At 70.3% G+C, this 14,303-nt stretch carries 17 protein-coding genes and 1 tRNA gene; 9 read left to right on the forward strand and 9 right to left on the reverse strand.

Annotated features, from left to right (window positions below):
* Positions 1–51: 51 nt before the first annotated feature.
* From V6V89_RS41820 to V6V89_RS24610, 5 genes are all read right to left on the reverse strand, one after another.
* Positions 52–1,080: a hypothetical protein gene (locus tag V6V89_RS41820; protein WP_442935209.1), complete on the reverse strand. Its 1,029-nt coding sequence runs from the start codon at positions 1,078–1,080 to the stop codon at positions 52–54.
* 9 nt (positions 1,081–1,089) lie between these two features.
* Complete coding sequence (locus tag V6V89_RS24595) at positions 1,090–1,623, reverse strand: cyclic nucleotide-binding domain-containing protein (protein ID WP_334621669.1); 534 nt, start codon at positions 1,621–1,623, stop codon at positions 1,090–1,092.
* Between the two features lie 241 nt (positions 1,624–1,864).
* Positions 1,865–2,743, reverse strand: coding sequence for a hypothetical protein (locus V6V89_RS24600; protein WP_334621670.1), 879 nt, complete (start codon positions 2,741–2,743; stop codon positions 1,865–1,867).
* Positions 2,744–2,795: 52 nt separating this feature from the next.
* Positions 2,796–3,485, reverse strand: a complete 690-nt coding sequence (locus V6V89_RS24605; RefSeq protein WP_334621671.1) for a YcnI family copper-binding membrane protein — start codon at positions 3,483–3,485, stop codon at positions 2,796–2,798.
* A gap of 11 nt (positions 3,486–3,496) precedes the next feature.
* Positions 3,497–5,137: a copper resistance CopC/CopD family protein gene (locus V6V89_RS24610; RefSeq protein WP_334621672.1), complete on the reverse strand. Its 1,641-nt coding sequence runs from the start codon at positions 5,135–5,137 to the stop codon at positions 3,497–3,499.
* Between the two features lie 114 nt (positions 5,138–5,251).
* Between V6V89_RS24610 and V6V89_RS24615 the strand changes: the two genes are divergently transcribed.
* The 6 genes from V6V89_RS24615 to V6V89_RS24640 all read left to right on the forward strand — a co-directional run bounded on the left by V6V89_RS24615 (position 5,252) and on the right by V6V89_RS24640 (position 8,686).
* Complete coding sequence (locus V6V89_RS24615) at positions 5,252–5,818, forward strand: sigma-70 family RNA polymerase sigma factor (protein ID WP_334621673.1); 567 nt, start codon at positions 5,252–5,254, stop codon at positions 5,816–5,818.
* 27 nt (positions 5,819–5,845) lie between these two features.
* The gene (locus tag V6V89_RS24620; protein WP_334621674.1) at positions 5,846–6,361 is read left to right on the forward strand and encodes a MauE/DoxX family redox-associated membrane protein; all 516 of its coding nucleotides are present in this window, start codon (positions 5,846–5,848) and stop codon (positions 6,359–6,361) included.
* The gene (locus V6V89_RS24625) at positions 6,358–7,056 is read left to right on the forward strand and encodes a DsbA family protein (protein ID WP_334621675.1); all 699 of its coding nucleotides are present in this window, start codon (positions 6,358–6,360) and stop codon (positions 7,054–7,056) included. Before V6V89_RS24620 ends, V6V89_RS24625 begins: the two co-directional genes overlap by 4 nt.
* Positions 7,057–7,061: 5 nt before the next feature.
* Complete coding sequence (locus tag V6V89_RS24630) at positions 7,062–8,090, forward strand: hypothetical protein (protein ID WP_334621676.1); 1,029 nt, start codon at positions 7,062–7,064, stop codon at positions 8,088–8,090.
* Between the two features lie 10 nt (positions 8,091–8,100).
* Positions 8,101–8,577: a thioredoxin-dependent thiol peroxidase gene (bcp, locus tag V6V89_RS24635; RefSeq protein WP_334621677.1), complete on the forward strand. Its 477-nt coding sequence runs from the start codon at positions 8,101–8,103 to the stop codon at positions 8,575–8,577.
* 22 nt (positions 8,578–8,599) lie between these two features.
* A tRNA-Leu gene (locus V6V89_RS24640) sits at positions 8,600–8,686 on the forward strand.
* 11 nt (positions 8,687–8,697) lie between these two features.
* Here the strand turns inward: V6V89_RS24640 and V6V89_RS24645 are convergent.
* Entirely contained in the window at positions 8,698–9,072 is a 375-nt protein-coding gene (locus V6V89_RS24645; RefSeq protein ID WP_334621678.1) for a type II toxin-antitoxin system VapC family toxin, read from the reverse strand.
* On the reverse strand, positions 9,069–9,326 hold the full coding sequence (locus V6V89_RS24650) for a type II toxin-antitoxin system Phd/YefM family antitoxin (protein WP_334621679.1): 258 nt from the start codon (positions 9,324–9,326) through the stop codon (positions 9,069–9,071). The genes V6V89_RS24645 and V6V89_RS24650 overlap by 4 nt, the downstream gene beginning before the upstream one ends.
* Positions 9,327–9,389: 63 nt before the next feature.
* Between V6V89_RS24650 and V6V89_RS24655 the strand changes: the two genes are divergently transcribed.
* Positions 9,390–9,908, forward strand: a complete 519-nt coding sequence (locus V6V89_RS24655; RefSeq protein WP_334621680.1) for a GNAT family N-acetyltransferase — start codon at positions 9,390–9,392, stop codon at positions 9,906–9,908.
* Here V6V89_RS24655 and V6V89_RS24660 read toward each other — a convergent pair.
* Together V6V89_RS24660 and V6V89_RS24665 are read right to left on the reverse strand one after the other, a co-directional pair.
* The gene (locus V6V89_RS24660; RefSeq protein ID WP_334621681.1) at positions 9,905–10,798 is read right to left on the reverse strand and encodes an expansin EXLX1 family cellulose-binding protein; all 894 of its coding nucleotides are present in this window, start codon (positions 10,796–10,798) and stop codon (positions 9,905–9,907) included. The genes V6V89_RS24655 and V6V89_RS24660 overlap by 4 nt on opposite strands.
* A gap of 66 nt (positions 10,799–10,864) precedes the next feature.
* Positions 10,865–11,698: a class I SAM-dependent methyltransferase gene (locus V6V89_RS24665; protein WP_334621683.1), complete on the reverse strand. Its 834-nt coding sequence runs from the start codon at positions 11,696–11,698 to the stop codon at positions 10,865–10,867.
* 56 nt (positions 11,699–11,754) lie between these two features.
* On the opposite strand from V6V89_RS24665, the gene V6V89_RS24670 reads away from it, so the two are divergent.
* Both V6V89_RS24670 and hutU read left to right on the forward strand, forming a co-directional pair.
* Positions 11,755–12,582: a MurR/RpiR family transcriptional regulator gene (locus tag V6V89_RS24670; protein WP_334621684.1), complete on the forward strand. Its 828-nt coding sequence runs from the start codon at positions 11,755–11,757 to the stop codon at positions 12,580–12,582.
* Positions 12,583–12,594: 12 nt separating this feature from the next.
* Positions 12,595–14,238, forward strand: coding sequence for a urocanate hydratase (hutU, locus tag V6V89_RS24675; protein WP_334621685.1), 1,644 nt, complete (start codon positions 12,595–12,597; stop codon positions 14,236–14,238).
* The last annotated feature ends 65 nt before the right edge of the window (positions 14,239–14,303 follow it).

Here is a 14,303-nt window from a genome sequence, read left to right on the forward strand (position 1 = left end):
AGGTGGTAGCCGACGATGTGCCGCATCGCGCCGGGCAGCGTCTCGACCGCGTCACGCAACGCCGGCTCGACCAGATCGCGGCTCCAGGCCAGGGTCTCGGGGACCGGACGTCCGGCGGTCGCCACGGTGCCCATCACCACCCCCGGCCGATCTCGACGTTGTCCAGTACGCCGAGCGCGTCGGGCACCAGCACGGCCACGAGTAGTAGGCGCTGACCAGGTACGAAATGATCGCCTGCTCGTCAACGCCCATGAACCGCACCGACAGACCCGGCCGGTACTCGTCCGGGATGCCCGTCTGGTGCAGGCCGATCACGCCCTCGCTCTGCTCGCCGATGCGCATGGCGAGGATCGACGTGGTGCCGTGCGGGCTGATCGGGATCTTGTCGCACGGCAGGAGCGGCACGCCCCGCCAGGCGGTGGCGGTGGCGACCTTCGGGTTCTGCTGGGAGCCGTCGCCGCGTACGACGGAGCTCGACCCGAATTCCGGTTTCGGTAAGCCCTCGACTTTCGGTAAGCCCTCGACGGTGCGGTGCCCGGATAGATGCCGCGGCGCGTGCACTCCCGTCCAAAGGCGACGATCGCCCGCGGGTGAGCGAGCATGAAGCGGGTCTTGCGGCGCCGGCAGAGCAGCTCGTCGAGGTCGTCGGGGGTCGCGCGTATGGATGCGCTGCTTCAGATCCGCATTGTGCAACAACCCAAACTCCCGGTTGTTGACCATCTCGTGCTCCTGACGCTCCCGCAACGCCTCAATCGTCAACCGCAACTGCTGCTCCACCTGATTCATCGGATGGTTGAACAAATCAGCCACCCGCGAATGCACCCGCAACACCGTCTGCGCCACCGACAACTCATACTCCCGAGGCGCCAACTCATAATCGACAAACGTCCCCGGCAACCGCACCTCACCCGCATGACCAGACGCCAACTCGATCTCGGCTTCCCCGTGCACGTTCTGCGGCCGAGGCGGGCCTGCGGCCGCCATCGCGAGATGCGCGCGCAGCGCCTCGGAGCGCTCGGCCAGCTCGGCGAAAGCTGGCCGCGACAGCGACAGCACGGTGCACGGCGTGACCGCCTTCACGGCGTACTCTCAGATGCCCTGCCCGTCCAGGAGTGACTGCTCGCCGAAGTACTCGCCGTCGGCCAGAACGCCCAGCACCGTCTGGTCGCCGTACTTGCCCGCGCCGACCGTGTTCACCTTGCCGTGCGCGATGAGGAAGACAGCGTCGACCTGATGTCCAAACTCGACGATCGTGTCGCCGGGGGCATACTCCTGCTGCGTGAAGCGATCCGCGAGCGCGGCGAGCACCTCGTTGTCGGCGAAGCCGCGCAGCACTGGCAGCTCGCCCAGTTCCTGCGGGACCACCCGGACGTCGGCGCCGGTGTTGCTGAAGGTCAGCCGGCCGTCGCCGATGGCGTAACTGAGCCGGCGGTTCACCCGGTACGCGCCACCGGCCGCCTGCACCCAGGGCAGCATCCGCAGCAGCCAGCGCGAGGAGATGGCCTGCATCTGGGGTACGGACTTCGCGGTCGTGGCCAGGTTGCGCGCGGCTGCCGTAGCCAGGCTGAGCCGCTGCTCACCTTCGCTGTCGAAACCCGCGTCCACCGAATCAACGACGGTCATCACCAACACCACCTAATCGTCGGGCTGGAAGTTGGTACGAGAATCGCAACCATTTCCATGGCTCGTACAGTCACCCGATAGGCAATTATCCGAACAGAGGAATTTGCCCTGGTACAAGCCGCCCATGTCCCCAAACGTCGACCCGCATGGCCACCGCGAAGGCCAAGCACGCGAGGGCCACGACAAGGCGGGCGCCGTCCTCTCCAGGGTGGACGCGCGGCCGCTCAAGGCGCAGTCGAGATCACCTGCCGGACGCGGACGTCATCCGCGTCCGGCTGCCCTGATCGTCGATGGAAGCCGGCGGAGGCAGCGGGTGTGGGGTCGCCGCCGCGCGGGTCGTCGGGGGCCAGGCAAGCACAGGGCGGGCCGGAGGCGGGGCAGCGGGGAGCAAAGGCTCCGCGGGGCGCGGCGGCGTCGACGCGGATACGGGCGGGGTGTCCGCGAGCGTAGCCGGACGGGCGACCTGAACGGGCGGCGGTGTGAATCCGCGTACCGGCCACGCCAGTGCCGCCATGCCGAGCACGATCAGCGCACCGCCCGCCACGAGCAGCCCCCACGTCGTCGAGGCGAGCCAGCCGGGTCGCACCTCCACGCGCAGGTCGACGGTCAACGCCGCCCGCGCGTCGGGGCGCATGACGATCAGGCTGAGACGCTGTCCGCGTACCAGATGAGGCTCCCACTCGACGGCCCCGGCGCCCTGCTGTGTCCACTGTGGTGGCACCGCTGGCGCCAGCACGCCCGCCACCGGGGTGACCCGCACCGGCAGCGTGCCGTTCGTGAGGCTGACCCGGTCGACCTGCGCGTAAGGGACGCCGGCCAGGTACCGGGCGGCCTCGCCGGCGGGCGTGATGCCGATCAGCGCCGGCCCGGTCTCGGTGCGCGCGGTGATCCGTAGCTTGGTGTCCCTCGCCCGGGTGAACGGGGCGGTGTTTCGCAGGAGCGCGTCGAGGTCGGCTACGACGACGGCGTGACCGGGGGTGGTGATCCGCTCGATCGCGCCGCTGAAGGCGCCGCTGCCGTCGCGATGCTGCATCGCGGTCCACAGTGCACCGCCCACGAGCAGGACAGGGAGCCCCAGGGTCAGCAGCAGCATCCCGACGGCCGTGCGCACGATCCGCATTGCTTTCCCCCTCAAAAGCACCCTTACAGGGGGAAAACGAGTGCGCCGCGACTCAGGTTTCCGTGCGGCGGGTCCGTGCGAAGGCCAGGCCGCCCAGGACCAACCCGCCCAGACCGGCGACAAGGCCAACGATCGCCAGCGTGATCGGCACCGCGCCGGAGTCGGATTCCGGGTCGGACGAGCCCGCGTCTGCGGCGGCCGACGGTGACGCGGTGGAGGCGGCGTTCAGGGCCAGGACGGGAGCGGGCTGCTCGGGTTCGGCCCCGCCCTCCGTCGGCTCCTCGATCCAGCGGGAGATGTTGCCGTCCGAGTACGTCTGGAGCGACTTGAACACCATCTTCGGCACGTCGGGCAGCGGCCCCATCGACACCGGGAACTCCTGGAACTCGCCGGGCTTGACGCCGCCGCCCGCCGCCGCGGTCCACGTGATCTTGGCGACGACCTCGCTCACCTGGCTGCCGTGCACCTCGACGGGCGGGTTGACGGTGCGCTTCTCGACCGCCACCGTCCAGCCGGCCACCGGCATCGTCGACACCGACGCGACCGGGGCGTCCTCCGGCAGCACCACCTCGAGCTTGGTGGTCGAGGCGGTGTCGCTCTCGTTCGGCACCCGGAAGGCGAGGCGGGCGTACCCGCCCTGGGTGGCCTCCTGCGGGTTCACCGTGACGTGCGCCGCGGCGGGAGCCGCGAGGCCGAGGACGGCGACCAGGACGGCGCCGGTGACGAGAGCGAGCCGTTTCATCGAAGACCCTTCTAGGTGACGGGCACGGTGGCGGTCACCGTGGCCTGGTCGATATCGGAGATGCGGACCGTGAAGCGGAGCTGCCAGTCGCCAGCCAGCGAAAATGTCAGCTCCCCGGTCGCGTGGTTGTCGGTGAGCGGCAGCAGCGGGATCTCGATGGGGGCCACGTCATTGGCCGGCAGCGCGGCGGTGGCCTTCCACTCCACGACCTTCAGCCGATTGCGGTTGAGGTCGTACGCGTACAGGTGGATGGAGTTGTTGCCGACCGTCGCCGGGTCGATGTCCACCTGGAGGTTGAAGAGGTTGCTGGTGAGGTTCTTGGAGTAGTAGTCGGCGGTCCCACCCAGCGCCTCGTTGGCGGCTGCGGTGCGGGCAGGCGTCGTCTGCACGAGCACCGCCGACATGGCCAGCACGACCGCCGTGATCCCGAGCTCGACCCAGACCGCCCGGCGGATCTTGTGTGGCTCGTCCACGGCGACGCGCCTGCGGACCAACCGCCGGGAGTAGGCCGCCACGGCGATGACGAGCGCGAGCAGCCCGACCTTGGCGAGGATCAGCCGGCCGTACGTCGTGGAGACCAGCGCGTCGGGCGTGCTCACCTCGATGAGGGCCTGCACGGTGCCGGCGAGCACCAGCGCGCTGACCGCGAGCGCCGCCCAGCGCGACCACACCGGCAGCACCGCGCCCAGTTCCCGCTCGTTGGCCTGCCGGAGCAGGAAGCCGACGAGCATCACGAGCCCACCCAGCCAGACCGACATGCTCGCCAGGTGGACGGCGTCGACCACCACGGAGACCGCCGCGACCGGGGAGGCGGCGGGGTGCCCAGCGATCGGCCAGGTCAGCAGCGCGGCGCCGCCCAGTACGAGCAGCAGGATCTGGTCGGCCTTCCCGGACTCGTTGGGGCCGCGCAGCAGCGGGCGGAGCAGCAGCGCGATGGCCACGAGCAGGCCCAGCCGCACCAGGTGTGCCGTGCCGAACGTGGTGGCCAACACATCCCGGATCTGCTCACCGGAGACGTCGAAGATCCCCCCGCCCGCGGTGTATGGCCCCTGGAGCCAGACGGCCGCCACCGTCGCGAACCCGATCAGCCCCATGCCCGTCCACACCACGGCGGCCACCCTGCGGCGGGACAGCCGCACCGGCCATAGCAGGCAGAGCACCAGCACCGGGCCGACCACGAGCACCAGGCCGGCGTACCCCAGGTACTTGGCCACCTTGATCGCGGTGGCCACCACCTGGTTGGTGTCCTCGCCGCGCTCCAGGCTGGGCGGGGCCGAGGGGGCGCCGACGGAGTACGTGTATCCGCCGGCCACCGGGTGGCTGTCGGCCGAGATCACCCGGTAGCTGACCAGGTACGTCCCGTTGCCGCCCTGGTCGACGGGGATGGTGACCACCGCGCCGGCAAACGTCGGCTCGCCCTTGTCGACGCGGTTCCCGTCCGGGCCGAGCACGAGGATCTTGCCCGGCACCTGCCGCACCGACTCGGTGAACGTGAGCACCACCTCGGTCGGCGCGCTCGCCACCACGGCACCCTGGATCGGGTTGCTGCTGCTGAGTACCGCGTGGGCGCTGGCGGGCGCGGGCGGCGAGATCAGGATGGCGAGCGCTCCGGCGGCGAGGGCTGCCGCGATGCGAGGGGTCATGACGGCCATGATTGTGTAGCCACCGATAGCCCCGCCATGGTGGGGTAGTCGATCCGCGATGCTGAGAAGTTCCCGGCGGGTTCCTGAACCCGCGCACAGCCTGCCCGCGTAACCTGGGTTGCCGTGATTCCCGCCCAGCGTGACAGCCGCACCGCCGCCGAAGGTGGCGGTGCCGACGCGTGGGCTCTTGCCGCCCGGGACGGCGACCCTGCCGCGCAGGCGGCGTTCGTGCGGGCCACGCAGGTCGAGGTGTGGCGGTTCGTGGCCGCGCTGGTCGACCCGGGCAACGCCGACGACCTCACTCAAGAGACCTACCTGCGGGCGTTCCGCGCACTACCGGCCTTCGAGGGCCGGTCGAGCGTCCGCACGTGGCTGCTGGGCATCGCCCGACGGGCATGCGCAGACCACATCCGCACCGCGATCAGGCGCCGCCGCCTCGACGAGCGGCTGACGACCCAGGCGCACACCGCCGGGCCACACCCAGACCCGGCACAGCACGCCACGGCCGCCGACCTGTTGCGCCGGCTGCCCGACGAGCGGCGCGGCGCATTCGTGCTCACCCAGGTGCTGGGCCTGTCGTACGCCGAGGCAGCCGAGGTCGAGGGCGTGCCGGTCGGCACGATCCGGTCCCGTGTCGCCCGTGCCCGCACCGAGCTGGTCGACGCCGTCGGCCAAGCGCTCGCCAGTTAGGAACCTTCCGACTCCGTAGGACGACTAATGAATGTGACCGCGCTTGGTTCGCCCGTTTCGACCCGATCTGAGGGTAAATGGCAGATGGTCCAGCCGTGGCTCGGCACCCTCGCCCGGCTCGGGTTGGCCGCCGTGTGGCTGGTCGCCGGCGGCACCAAGGTCGGCGACCTCGCGGCGTCCGGTCGGGCCGTCAACGCGTACGACGTCATGCCGTACGACGTCGCGAAGGTCGTGGGCGCCGCGCTGCCGTTCGTGGAGATCGCCCTCGGCCTGCTCCTGCTCGCGGGTCTCGCCACGCGTGTGGCCGCCGGCATCTCCGCGGCGCTGCTTGTGGTCTTCATCGCGGGCATCGCGTCGGCATGGGCACGCGGCCTGCAGATCGACTGTGGGTGCTTCGGCAGCGGCGGGCAGCTCGCCGCCGGGCAGAGCCCCACGTACGGCCCCGAGATCGCCCGTGATCTCGGGTTTCTGGTGCTCGCCGGGTTCCTGCTCATATACCCCCTCACCCGGTGGTCAGTGGATTCATGGATGGAGAGGGAATGAGCACTCGGGTTGGGCAGAAGCAAGCAGCACGGATGGTGCGTGACCAGATCGCGCGCGAGAAGCGCCGGTCACGCACGCTGTGGACCACGATCATCGCGGTCGCCGCGATCGTCATCGCCGGAATGATCGGCTGGGGCGTCTACGCCAGCCAGGACTCCGGCACATACGTGGCGCCGCCGGGTGCCACGTCGGACGGCTCCGGCATCTCGGTCGGCAGCGGTCCAGTCAAGATCGACGTGTACGAGGACTTCATCTGCCCGGCCTGTGGGCAGTTCGAGACGCAGAGCGGCGCCGCGCTCGACCAGTTGGTCACCGACGGCAAGGTGACGATCGTGTACCACCCGGTGGCGTACCTGGACCGGGCGTCCACAACGGACTACTCCACCCGGGCGTCCGCCGCGTCCGGCGCCGCCGCCGAGGGTGGCAAGTTCCGGGAGTACGTCAAGGCACTATTCGCCAAGCAGCCGGCGGAGGGCAGCGCCGGGCTGAGCGACAATGAGCTCATCGAGATCGGCAGGTCGATCGGGCTCGGCGACGCGTTCGCCCAGGCAGTGCGGGACGGGAAGTACAAGTCGTGGACGTCACACGTGACCGACGAGGCGAGCGAGGCCGGGGTCAACGGCACGCCCACCGTCAAGGTGAACGGCAAAGACGTCCAGCTGACCACCCAGGCCATTCTCGCGGCCGTCGGCTGACGTTCGTGGCGATCGCCAGCGCCCTCGCGGTGCTGGCGATCCCCGCGCCCGCGTACGCGCACGGCGCCGACGCTCCCGATGGCACCAACTACCGCACTCTCGTCACGTCGGTGCCGGACGTGGCGGGGCTCACAGTACGGACAGTCGAGGCGGGCGGGCGGCTGGAACTGAGAAACCGCACCGGCCGCACGATCGAGGTACTCGGATACGACGGCGAGCCATACCTGGAGGTACGCCCCGGCGGGGTGTATGAGAACACGCACTCCCCCGCCACGTACCTCAACTCCACCCTCTCCGGCGACGCCGAGGTGCCCGCGACCGCGAACCCGACCCTGCCGCCGGAGTGGCGCAAGGCCGCCGACGAGCCCGTGTGGCGCTGGCACGACCACCGGACACATTGGATGAGCGCCACGCCACCGCCCGCCGTCCAGGCCGATCCGAGCCGGGTGCACCGGGTACGCGACTGGACCGTGCCGCTGCGCGACGGTGTGGCCACAATGGACGTACGCGGCACGCTCGACTGGCTACCCCCGCCCAGCCCCGGGCTGTGGTGGGCGATGTGCCTGCTCGCCGCCGTCGGCGTGGGTGCGCTCGGGCTGTGGCGGCGCGCGCTCCCGATCCTCGCCGCCGTCGCCATCGTGGTCGGGCCGCTCGCAATCGTGTACGCGGTAGCCCGGGAGCTGGACGCCGGGGCGGATGGCGTCGGCGGTGTGTTGCAGGGCCTCCTCGTCGGGCAGGTCTGGCCGATCCTGACCGCACTGGGCGCCCTGGCGGCCGGCCTCTGCGCGCTGGCCCGACGGGCGGCCGCCGACTTCGTGCTGGCGCTCGGCGGCACGTGCGTCGCGGTCTTCGCGGGTGCGGCCAACGCGGCCGTGTTCGCCCGCGCGATCGCTCCCGTGCCGTGGTCCGCGACCTGGGCGCGCGTCGTGGTGGCCGCCGTCCTCGCGGGTGGCGCCGGAGTGGCGATCGCAGGGGTGATCCGCATGCGGGCGGCGGCCACCTCGTGGCAGGGCGCGACCGCGGCACCGGAGTAAGGTTTCGGGCATGAGTGAGACCTCTCGCCTCGCCGCCGGTGACGCGGCGCCCGACTTCACGCTCCCCACCGACCAGGGCGAGACGCTCTCGCTCAAGGAGCTACGCGGACGCAAGGTGGTCCTCTACGTGTACCCGGCCGCGATGACGCCCGGCTGCACCAAGCAGGCGTGTGACTTCCGCGACTCGCTCGCCTCCCTGCAGGCGGCCGGATACGAGGTGGTCGGCGTCTCACCCGACAAGCCGGCGAAGCTGGCCCAGTTCCGCGAGCGCGACGCGCTGACCTTCCCGCTCGTCTCCGACCAGGACAAGGCCGTGCTGACGGCATACGGGGCGTACGGCGAGAAGCAGCTGTACGGCAAGACGGTCACCGGGGTGATCCGCTCCACGTTCGTCATAGACGAAGAGGGCCGGATCGAGCGGGCGCTCTACAACGTCAAAGCGACCGGGCATGTCGCGAAGCTCCGCAAAGACCTGGGCCTCGACTGACGCTCTACAATCTGCAATGCCAGCGGGAGTGGCGTAATTGGCAGCCGCGTCAGGTTTAGGTCCTGGTGTCCGAGAGGACGTAGGGGTTCGAGTCCCCTCTCCCGCACCACTCCACCGTCGTCAAGCGACGATCACCGGGACCTCGTACCTGCGGATGTCAGCGTCTCTGGTCACCAGCATCAGGTCGGCGCACCGCGCCTGCGCCACAAGCATCCGGTCGAACGGATCGCGGTGAAGCATCGGCAACCGCCCGGCGGCCACGGCATGCTCGGATGTGACGCTCAACTCCTTGAACCCGCTGTTTCGCAGCCGCTCCGGCAGGTCGGCCGGCTCCTTGATCTTGCCAGCGGCCTGCTTGATCGCGATCTCCCACACCGTGACCGGGCTGAGGTAGACATCCGGTTCGCTGTCCAGCACGGACTTGAGGGTGTCGGAGAGTGTCGGGTCGTCGGCCAGCCACCAGAGCACGACATGCGTGTCGAGCAGGAGCCTCACGAACTCACCCCGAAGTCGCTCGCAATCTGCTCGTTGACCTCGGTGGAGTCCCAGTCTTCAGCCAGAACGAGACGCCCACGCAGCGAGCCACGCCCGATCCGGTTGACCTTGCGGTGCAAAGGGACGACCTTCGCGACGGGCGTGCCGGCCCGGCTGATCACGATCTCCTCGCCGCGCTCGACCCGATCGATGATCCTGGACAGGTTGGTCTTGGCGTCGTGGATGTTGAACTGTGCGGTGGCTTCGTTCGACATGGCCGACCTCCTTAGCTAAGAGGTTAGCCCACTGCCGCTGCGAGGTCCGGGGAGGATGGAGGGGTGGGCATTGAATTCGTGCTTGACCCTGAGCTGACCGACGAGCTACGCGACGGGATCGTGTCGCTGTGGACCGACGTGACGAATGCCGGCGGAGCGGTGGGTTTCGTGGCGCCGGTCACACCAGACGAGGTGCGCCCGATGGCGCGAGCCGCCTTCGCGGCGATTGGCGACGGGCCAGACCGGCTGCTGGTGGGGTACGAGGACGGGCAGCTGGTGGCGATGCTGATCTTCGTGGACAACCGGTTCGCGCTGAAGGACCACTGGTGCACGCTCAAGCGGGTCATGGTGCATCCCGGCTGCCAGGGACGCGGGTACGGCGTCGCGATCATGCGCGAGGCGGAACGCGTGGCGCGCGAGATCGGGTGGGATGCGCTGCACGTGACCGTGCGCGGCGGCCTCGGGTTGGAACGGTTCTACACCGGGCTCGGATACAAGGAGGTCGGCCGACTGCCGGGAGCCCTGCGCGTCGCACCGGACGACGACCGCGACGAGGTCCTGATGTGGCTCCCCTTGCGTTAGCAGGACTGGTCGGCGGCGGCCAGGACGGCGTCCCCGACCTGTTCCGGGGCCTCAGCCGTAACCGTCGATGCCGGTGACACGGAGGACTGGGTTGCCGACGGGGTTGGCTTGGTCGGCGACGTCTTCCTTGGAGACGGTGAAGCGGGGGCTGCCTTCGGGGCGGAGCCCTTGCCGTACATGAAGACACTGGTGCGCTGCGTCTGCTCGGGCGCCATCTTCACACCCGTGGCGGTCGCTTGCTGGCCGTACACGTCGGTCACCCGGATCGTGTACGGGCCGGCGCCGAGCCCGCTCTCGTACAGCCAGTAGTTGTAGTCCTTGCGCTCGGTCTTCCGCCAGGTCGAGCCGGTCTTGACCTCGACCGAGCGCAGCGGGTTGCCGTGGTTGCCGACCAGGACGGCGAACCAGTACCGCGACGCGCCCTCCTTGATCCGGAAGGTGAGCGGGCCGGGCAGCGACGGATTGATGACCGCCTTGTACGTGACCGGGACGATGCCCTGCACCGGGTCAGCGATCCTGGCGAACGCCTCCTTGCTCAGGTCGATGTGGCCGGCCGCGCACTCCGGGCACTGGTCCATGATCAGCACGCGCACCTTGCCCTTGGGGCCGGTCACGTCGAGGTACCCGCCGCAGGCGGCGGCGTCCGCGTACTCGGACGGGCTGAGGGCGACGTAGAGGCGGTTGCTCGGCGCGCTGACGTTGGAGCAGTTGCCCCCGCCGCCCTGGGAGTCGTAGAACGTCGCCTTGCCCTTGTGGGTGGTGCTGCCCGTGGGCAGGGCGGCGCAGGCGGGCGCGGCACCGGTCTGTACTGCCAGCGCGACACCGACCGCAGCGGCGACAAGGCCGAAGCCGCCACCGATGAGCCAACGGACCGAAAGGCGTCTGATCACGCGGCCTGATGCTGCCCGACCGCCCAGCGGCCGGGCAACGCTTCTAATCCAGATATAAGGAGAGGGTCACCAGGCCAGGCCGATGCCGTCGCCAGGAAACCAGTGGTCGCGCGGCGTCTCGCGGAACGCCAGGAACTTGCGGCCGGTGCGGGCGGCGTGCTCGGCCAGCACGTTGGTGACCATGACGTTGTCGGTCAGCAGCATCGCGCCGGACGCCAGCTTGGGCTCGACGGTCTCGAACTCGCGGCGTTCGTGGGCGACGCTGTGGTCACTGTCGTGAAGGAAGAGGTCGACGGGCCGGTCGAGCGCCCCGATCGAGGCGATGGAGTCGCCGATCACCAGGTCGACGACGTCTGACCAGGGCGTCGCCTTTGCCAGGTACCCCGCCTCGGGGTTGATGTCGAGCGAGGTGACCCGGCCCGGGGCGCCCTCGTCGGCGTTGCGCAGCAGGGCGGCCGCCAGCACGCAGGTGCCGAGCCCCTTGTCGACGCCGGTCTCCACGATGTGCGCGGGCCGGCGGGACCGCACGATCGCGTACCAGCCGAGGCGTCGTGCGAACCGCACCCGCCGGTCCGCGAGGCCGCGCCGCGCGGACGCCGCGGTCGCCTCCTCGATGTGCCGGCGCAACGCGTCGTCGCCCTCCAACTCGGAGAGGTACTCCTTGACCTGCTTGACCGGCGTGTCGCAGGTGACGCTGACGAACCACGCCAGGTGCTCGCGACTCAGTCTTGTCAGGTCGTACGTGTAGTTGTGGTGTTCGCGGGACGTGAAGAGCCAGCGGGCGGACGTGCCGAGCACCCGGGCGTCGTGACGCGCCACTCGCAGCAGCCGGCGGGGAAAGGCGGCGACCGGCGCGAGCGGGGTGCTGGCGATCCTGCGGCGAAGATTGACCGAATCCATCGCGGTGAGTTCTACCACAGCTTGTGCCTGAATGAGTTCATGCATAGAGTCAAGACGTGAATGACAACGGGGTCGCGGGGCTCTTCCAGGGCGTCCGTCTCACCCCGACGCAGCGGCGCATCGCGCACAGCTTGGTGCAGCACGCGGCATCTGCGGCATACCTGTCCGCGGCCGAGGTCGCCGACCTCGCCCGGGTCAGCCAGCCATCGGTGACCAGGTTCGCGATGGCCCTGGGCTACGACGGATACCCGGGCCTGCGCCGCCGGCTCCGCGAGCTGGTGGGCAACGGCGCACCCGCGCCGGCCGAGGGCGACGAGCTCCAACGGGCGCTCCGGGCCGAGGCAGACCACCTCAACCGGCTCGCCGACCAGCTCGCCGACCGCGCGGTGCTCGCGGAGGCGGGATCGCTGCTCGCCGGGAGCAGGCCCCTACCCGTACTGGGGCTGCGCGCCGCGGCACCGCTGGCCGGCTACTTCGCGTACTTCGCCGCCAAGGTGCTGCCCGACGTCCGGGTACTGGACGCGGGCGGCAGCCTGCTCACCGACCGGCTCGAGCAGGCCCGTGCGGCCGGCGCGACCGCGCTGCTCGCGATCGTGCTGCCCCGATACCCGCGCGAGGCGCTCGACGCCCTGGGTGCGGCCCGCGACGCCGGGATGTCCGTCGTGGCCGTCACCGACTCACCGGTCAGCCCGGTGGTCGAGTACGCCGACCTGGTGCTGCCCGCCGCGGTGGGCGCGCAACTGGTCTTCGACCTGCACACCGCCCCGATGGCGCTGTGCATGGCGGTGCTCCAGGCGATCTGCGATGCGGCGCCGGATGAAGTACAGCGGCGACTTGAGCAGTTCGAGCAGTCAGTCAGCCGCCGCCAGGTGTTCACTAACTGAAGGGGGGTCCTCATGTCCGTCCGTGCCGCGCGAGGCGCCGAACGCTCCGCCCGCGGCTGGCCTCAAGAGGCCGCGCTGCGGATGCTGATGAACAACCTCGACCCCGACGTGGCCGAGCGCCCCGACGACCTCGTCGTGTACGGCGGCACCGGCAAGGCCGCCCGGGACTGGCCGTCCTACCACGCGCTCGTGCGCACCCTGGAGACCCTCGCGGGCGACGAGACGATGCTGGTGCAGTCCGGCCGTCCCGTCGGCGTGTTCCGCACGCACGAGTGGGCGCCGCGGGTCCTGATCGCCAACTCGAACCTGGTCGGCGACTGGTCGACGTGGACGGAGTTCCGCCGGCTGGAACGGCTCGGCCTCACCATGTACGGCCAGATGACCGCCGGCTCCTGGATCTACATCGGCACCCAGGGAATCCTCCAGGGCACGTACGAGACGTTCGCGGCGGTCGCCGCCAAACGGTTCGGCGGGTCGCTTTCCGGCACGCTCACGCTCACCGCGGGCTGCGGCGGGATGGGCGGTGCGCAGCCGCTGGCGGTCACCATGAACGGCGGCGCCTGCCTCGTCGTCGACGTCGACCCGGCGCGGCTCCAGCGACGCGTCCAGACCCGGTACCTCGACACCGTGGCGTCCACTCTGGACGAGGCGCTCACGACGGTCGCGGCCGCTCGCCGGGAACGGCGTGCCCTGTCTGTCGGTGTGGTGGGAAACGCCGCCACCGTCTTCCCCGAGCTGCTCCGCCGGGGCGTCGAGATCGACATCGTCACCGACCAGACCAGCGCACACGACCCACTGGCGTACGTGCCCGACGGGGTGGACCCCGCCGACGCGCCGGACTACGCGGCGACCAAGCCCGACGAGTACACCGATCGGGCCCGCGCCTCGATGGCCAGGCACGTCGAGGCGATGGTGGGCTTTCTCGACGCTGGCGCCGAGGTTTTCGACTACGGCAACTCGATCCGGGGCGAGGCGCAGCTCGGCGGGTACGCGAGGGCGTTCGCGTTCCCGGGCTTCGTGCCGGCGTACATCCGGCCGCTCTTCTGCGAGGGCAAGGGGCCGTTCCGGTGGGCGGCGCTCTCCGGCGACCCGGCCGACATCGCGGCCACCGACCGCGCTGTGCTCGAACTCTTCCCGGAGAACGAGTCGCTGGCCCGTTGGATCAAGCTGGCCAGCGAAAAGGTGGCATTCCAAGGGCTGCCGGCCCGGATCTGCTGGCTCGGGTACGGCGAACGTGACCGCGCCGGCACCCGCTTCAACGACATGGTGGCCTCCGGCGAGCTGAAGGCGCCCATCGTGATCGGCCGCGACCATCTGGACTGCGGCTCGGTCGCCTCGCCTTACCGGGAAACCGAGGCGATGGCCGACGGCTCCGACGCGATCGCCGACTGGCCGCTGCTCAACGCGCTCGTCAACACCGCCTCCGGTGCCTCCTGGGTGTCGATCCACCACGGTGGCGGTGTCGGCATTGGACGGTCGATCCACGCCGGGCAGGTCTGCGTCGCCGACGGCACGCCGCTGGCCCGGGAAAAGATCGAGCGGGTACTGACGAACGATCCCGGCATGGGCGTGATCCGCCACGTGGACGCCGGATACGACTCCGCCGCGTCCGTCGCCATGGAGAAGGGCGTCCGCATCCCGATGGGTGAGTCGTGAGCGAGGGAGTTGGCGCGGCGGCGCCCGGACCGAGGAGCAGCGCGACGAGGGAAGGCGTCGCCCTC

This window comes from Micromonospora sp. CPCC 206061 (genome assembly GCF_036906915.1).
Taxonomy (GTDB): domain Bacteria; phylum Actinomycetota; class Actinomycetes; order Mycobacteriales; family Micromonosporaceae; genus Phytohabitans.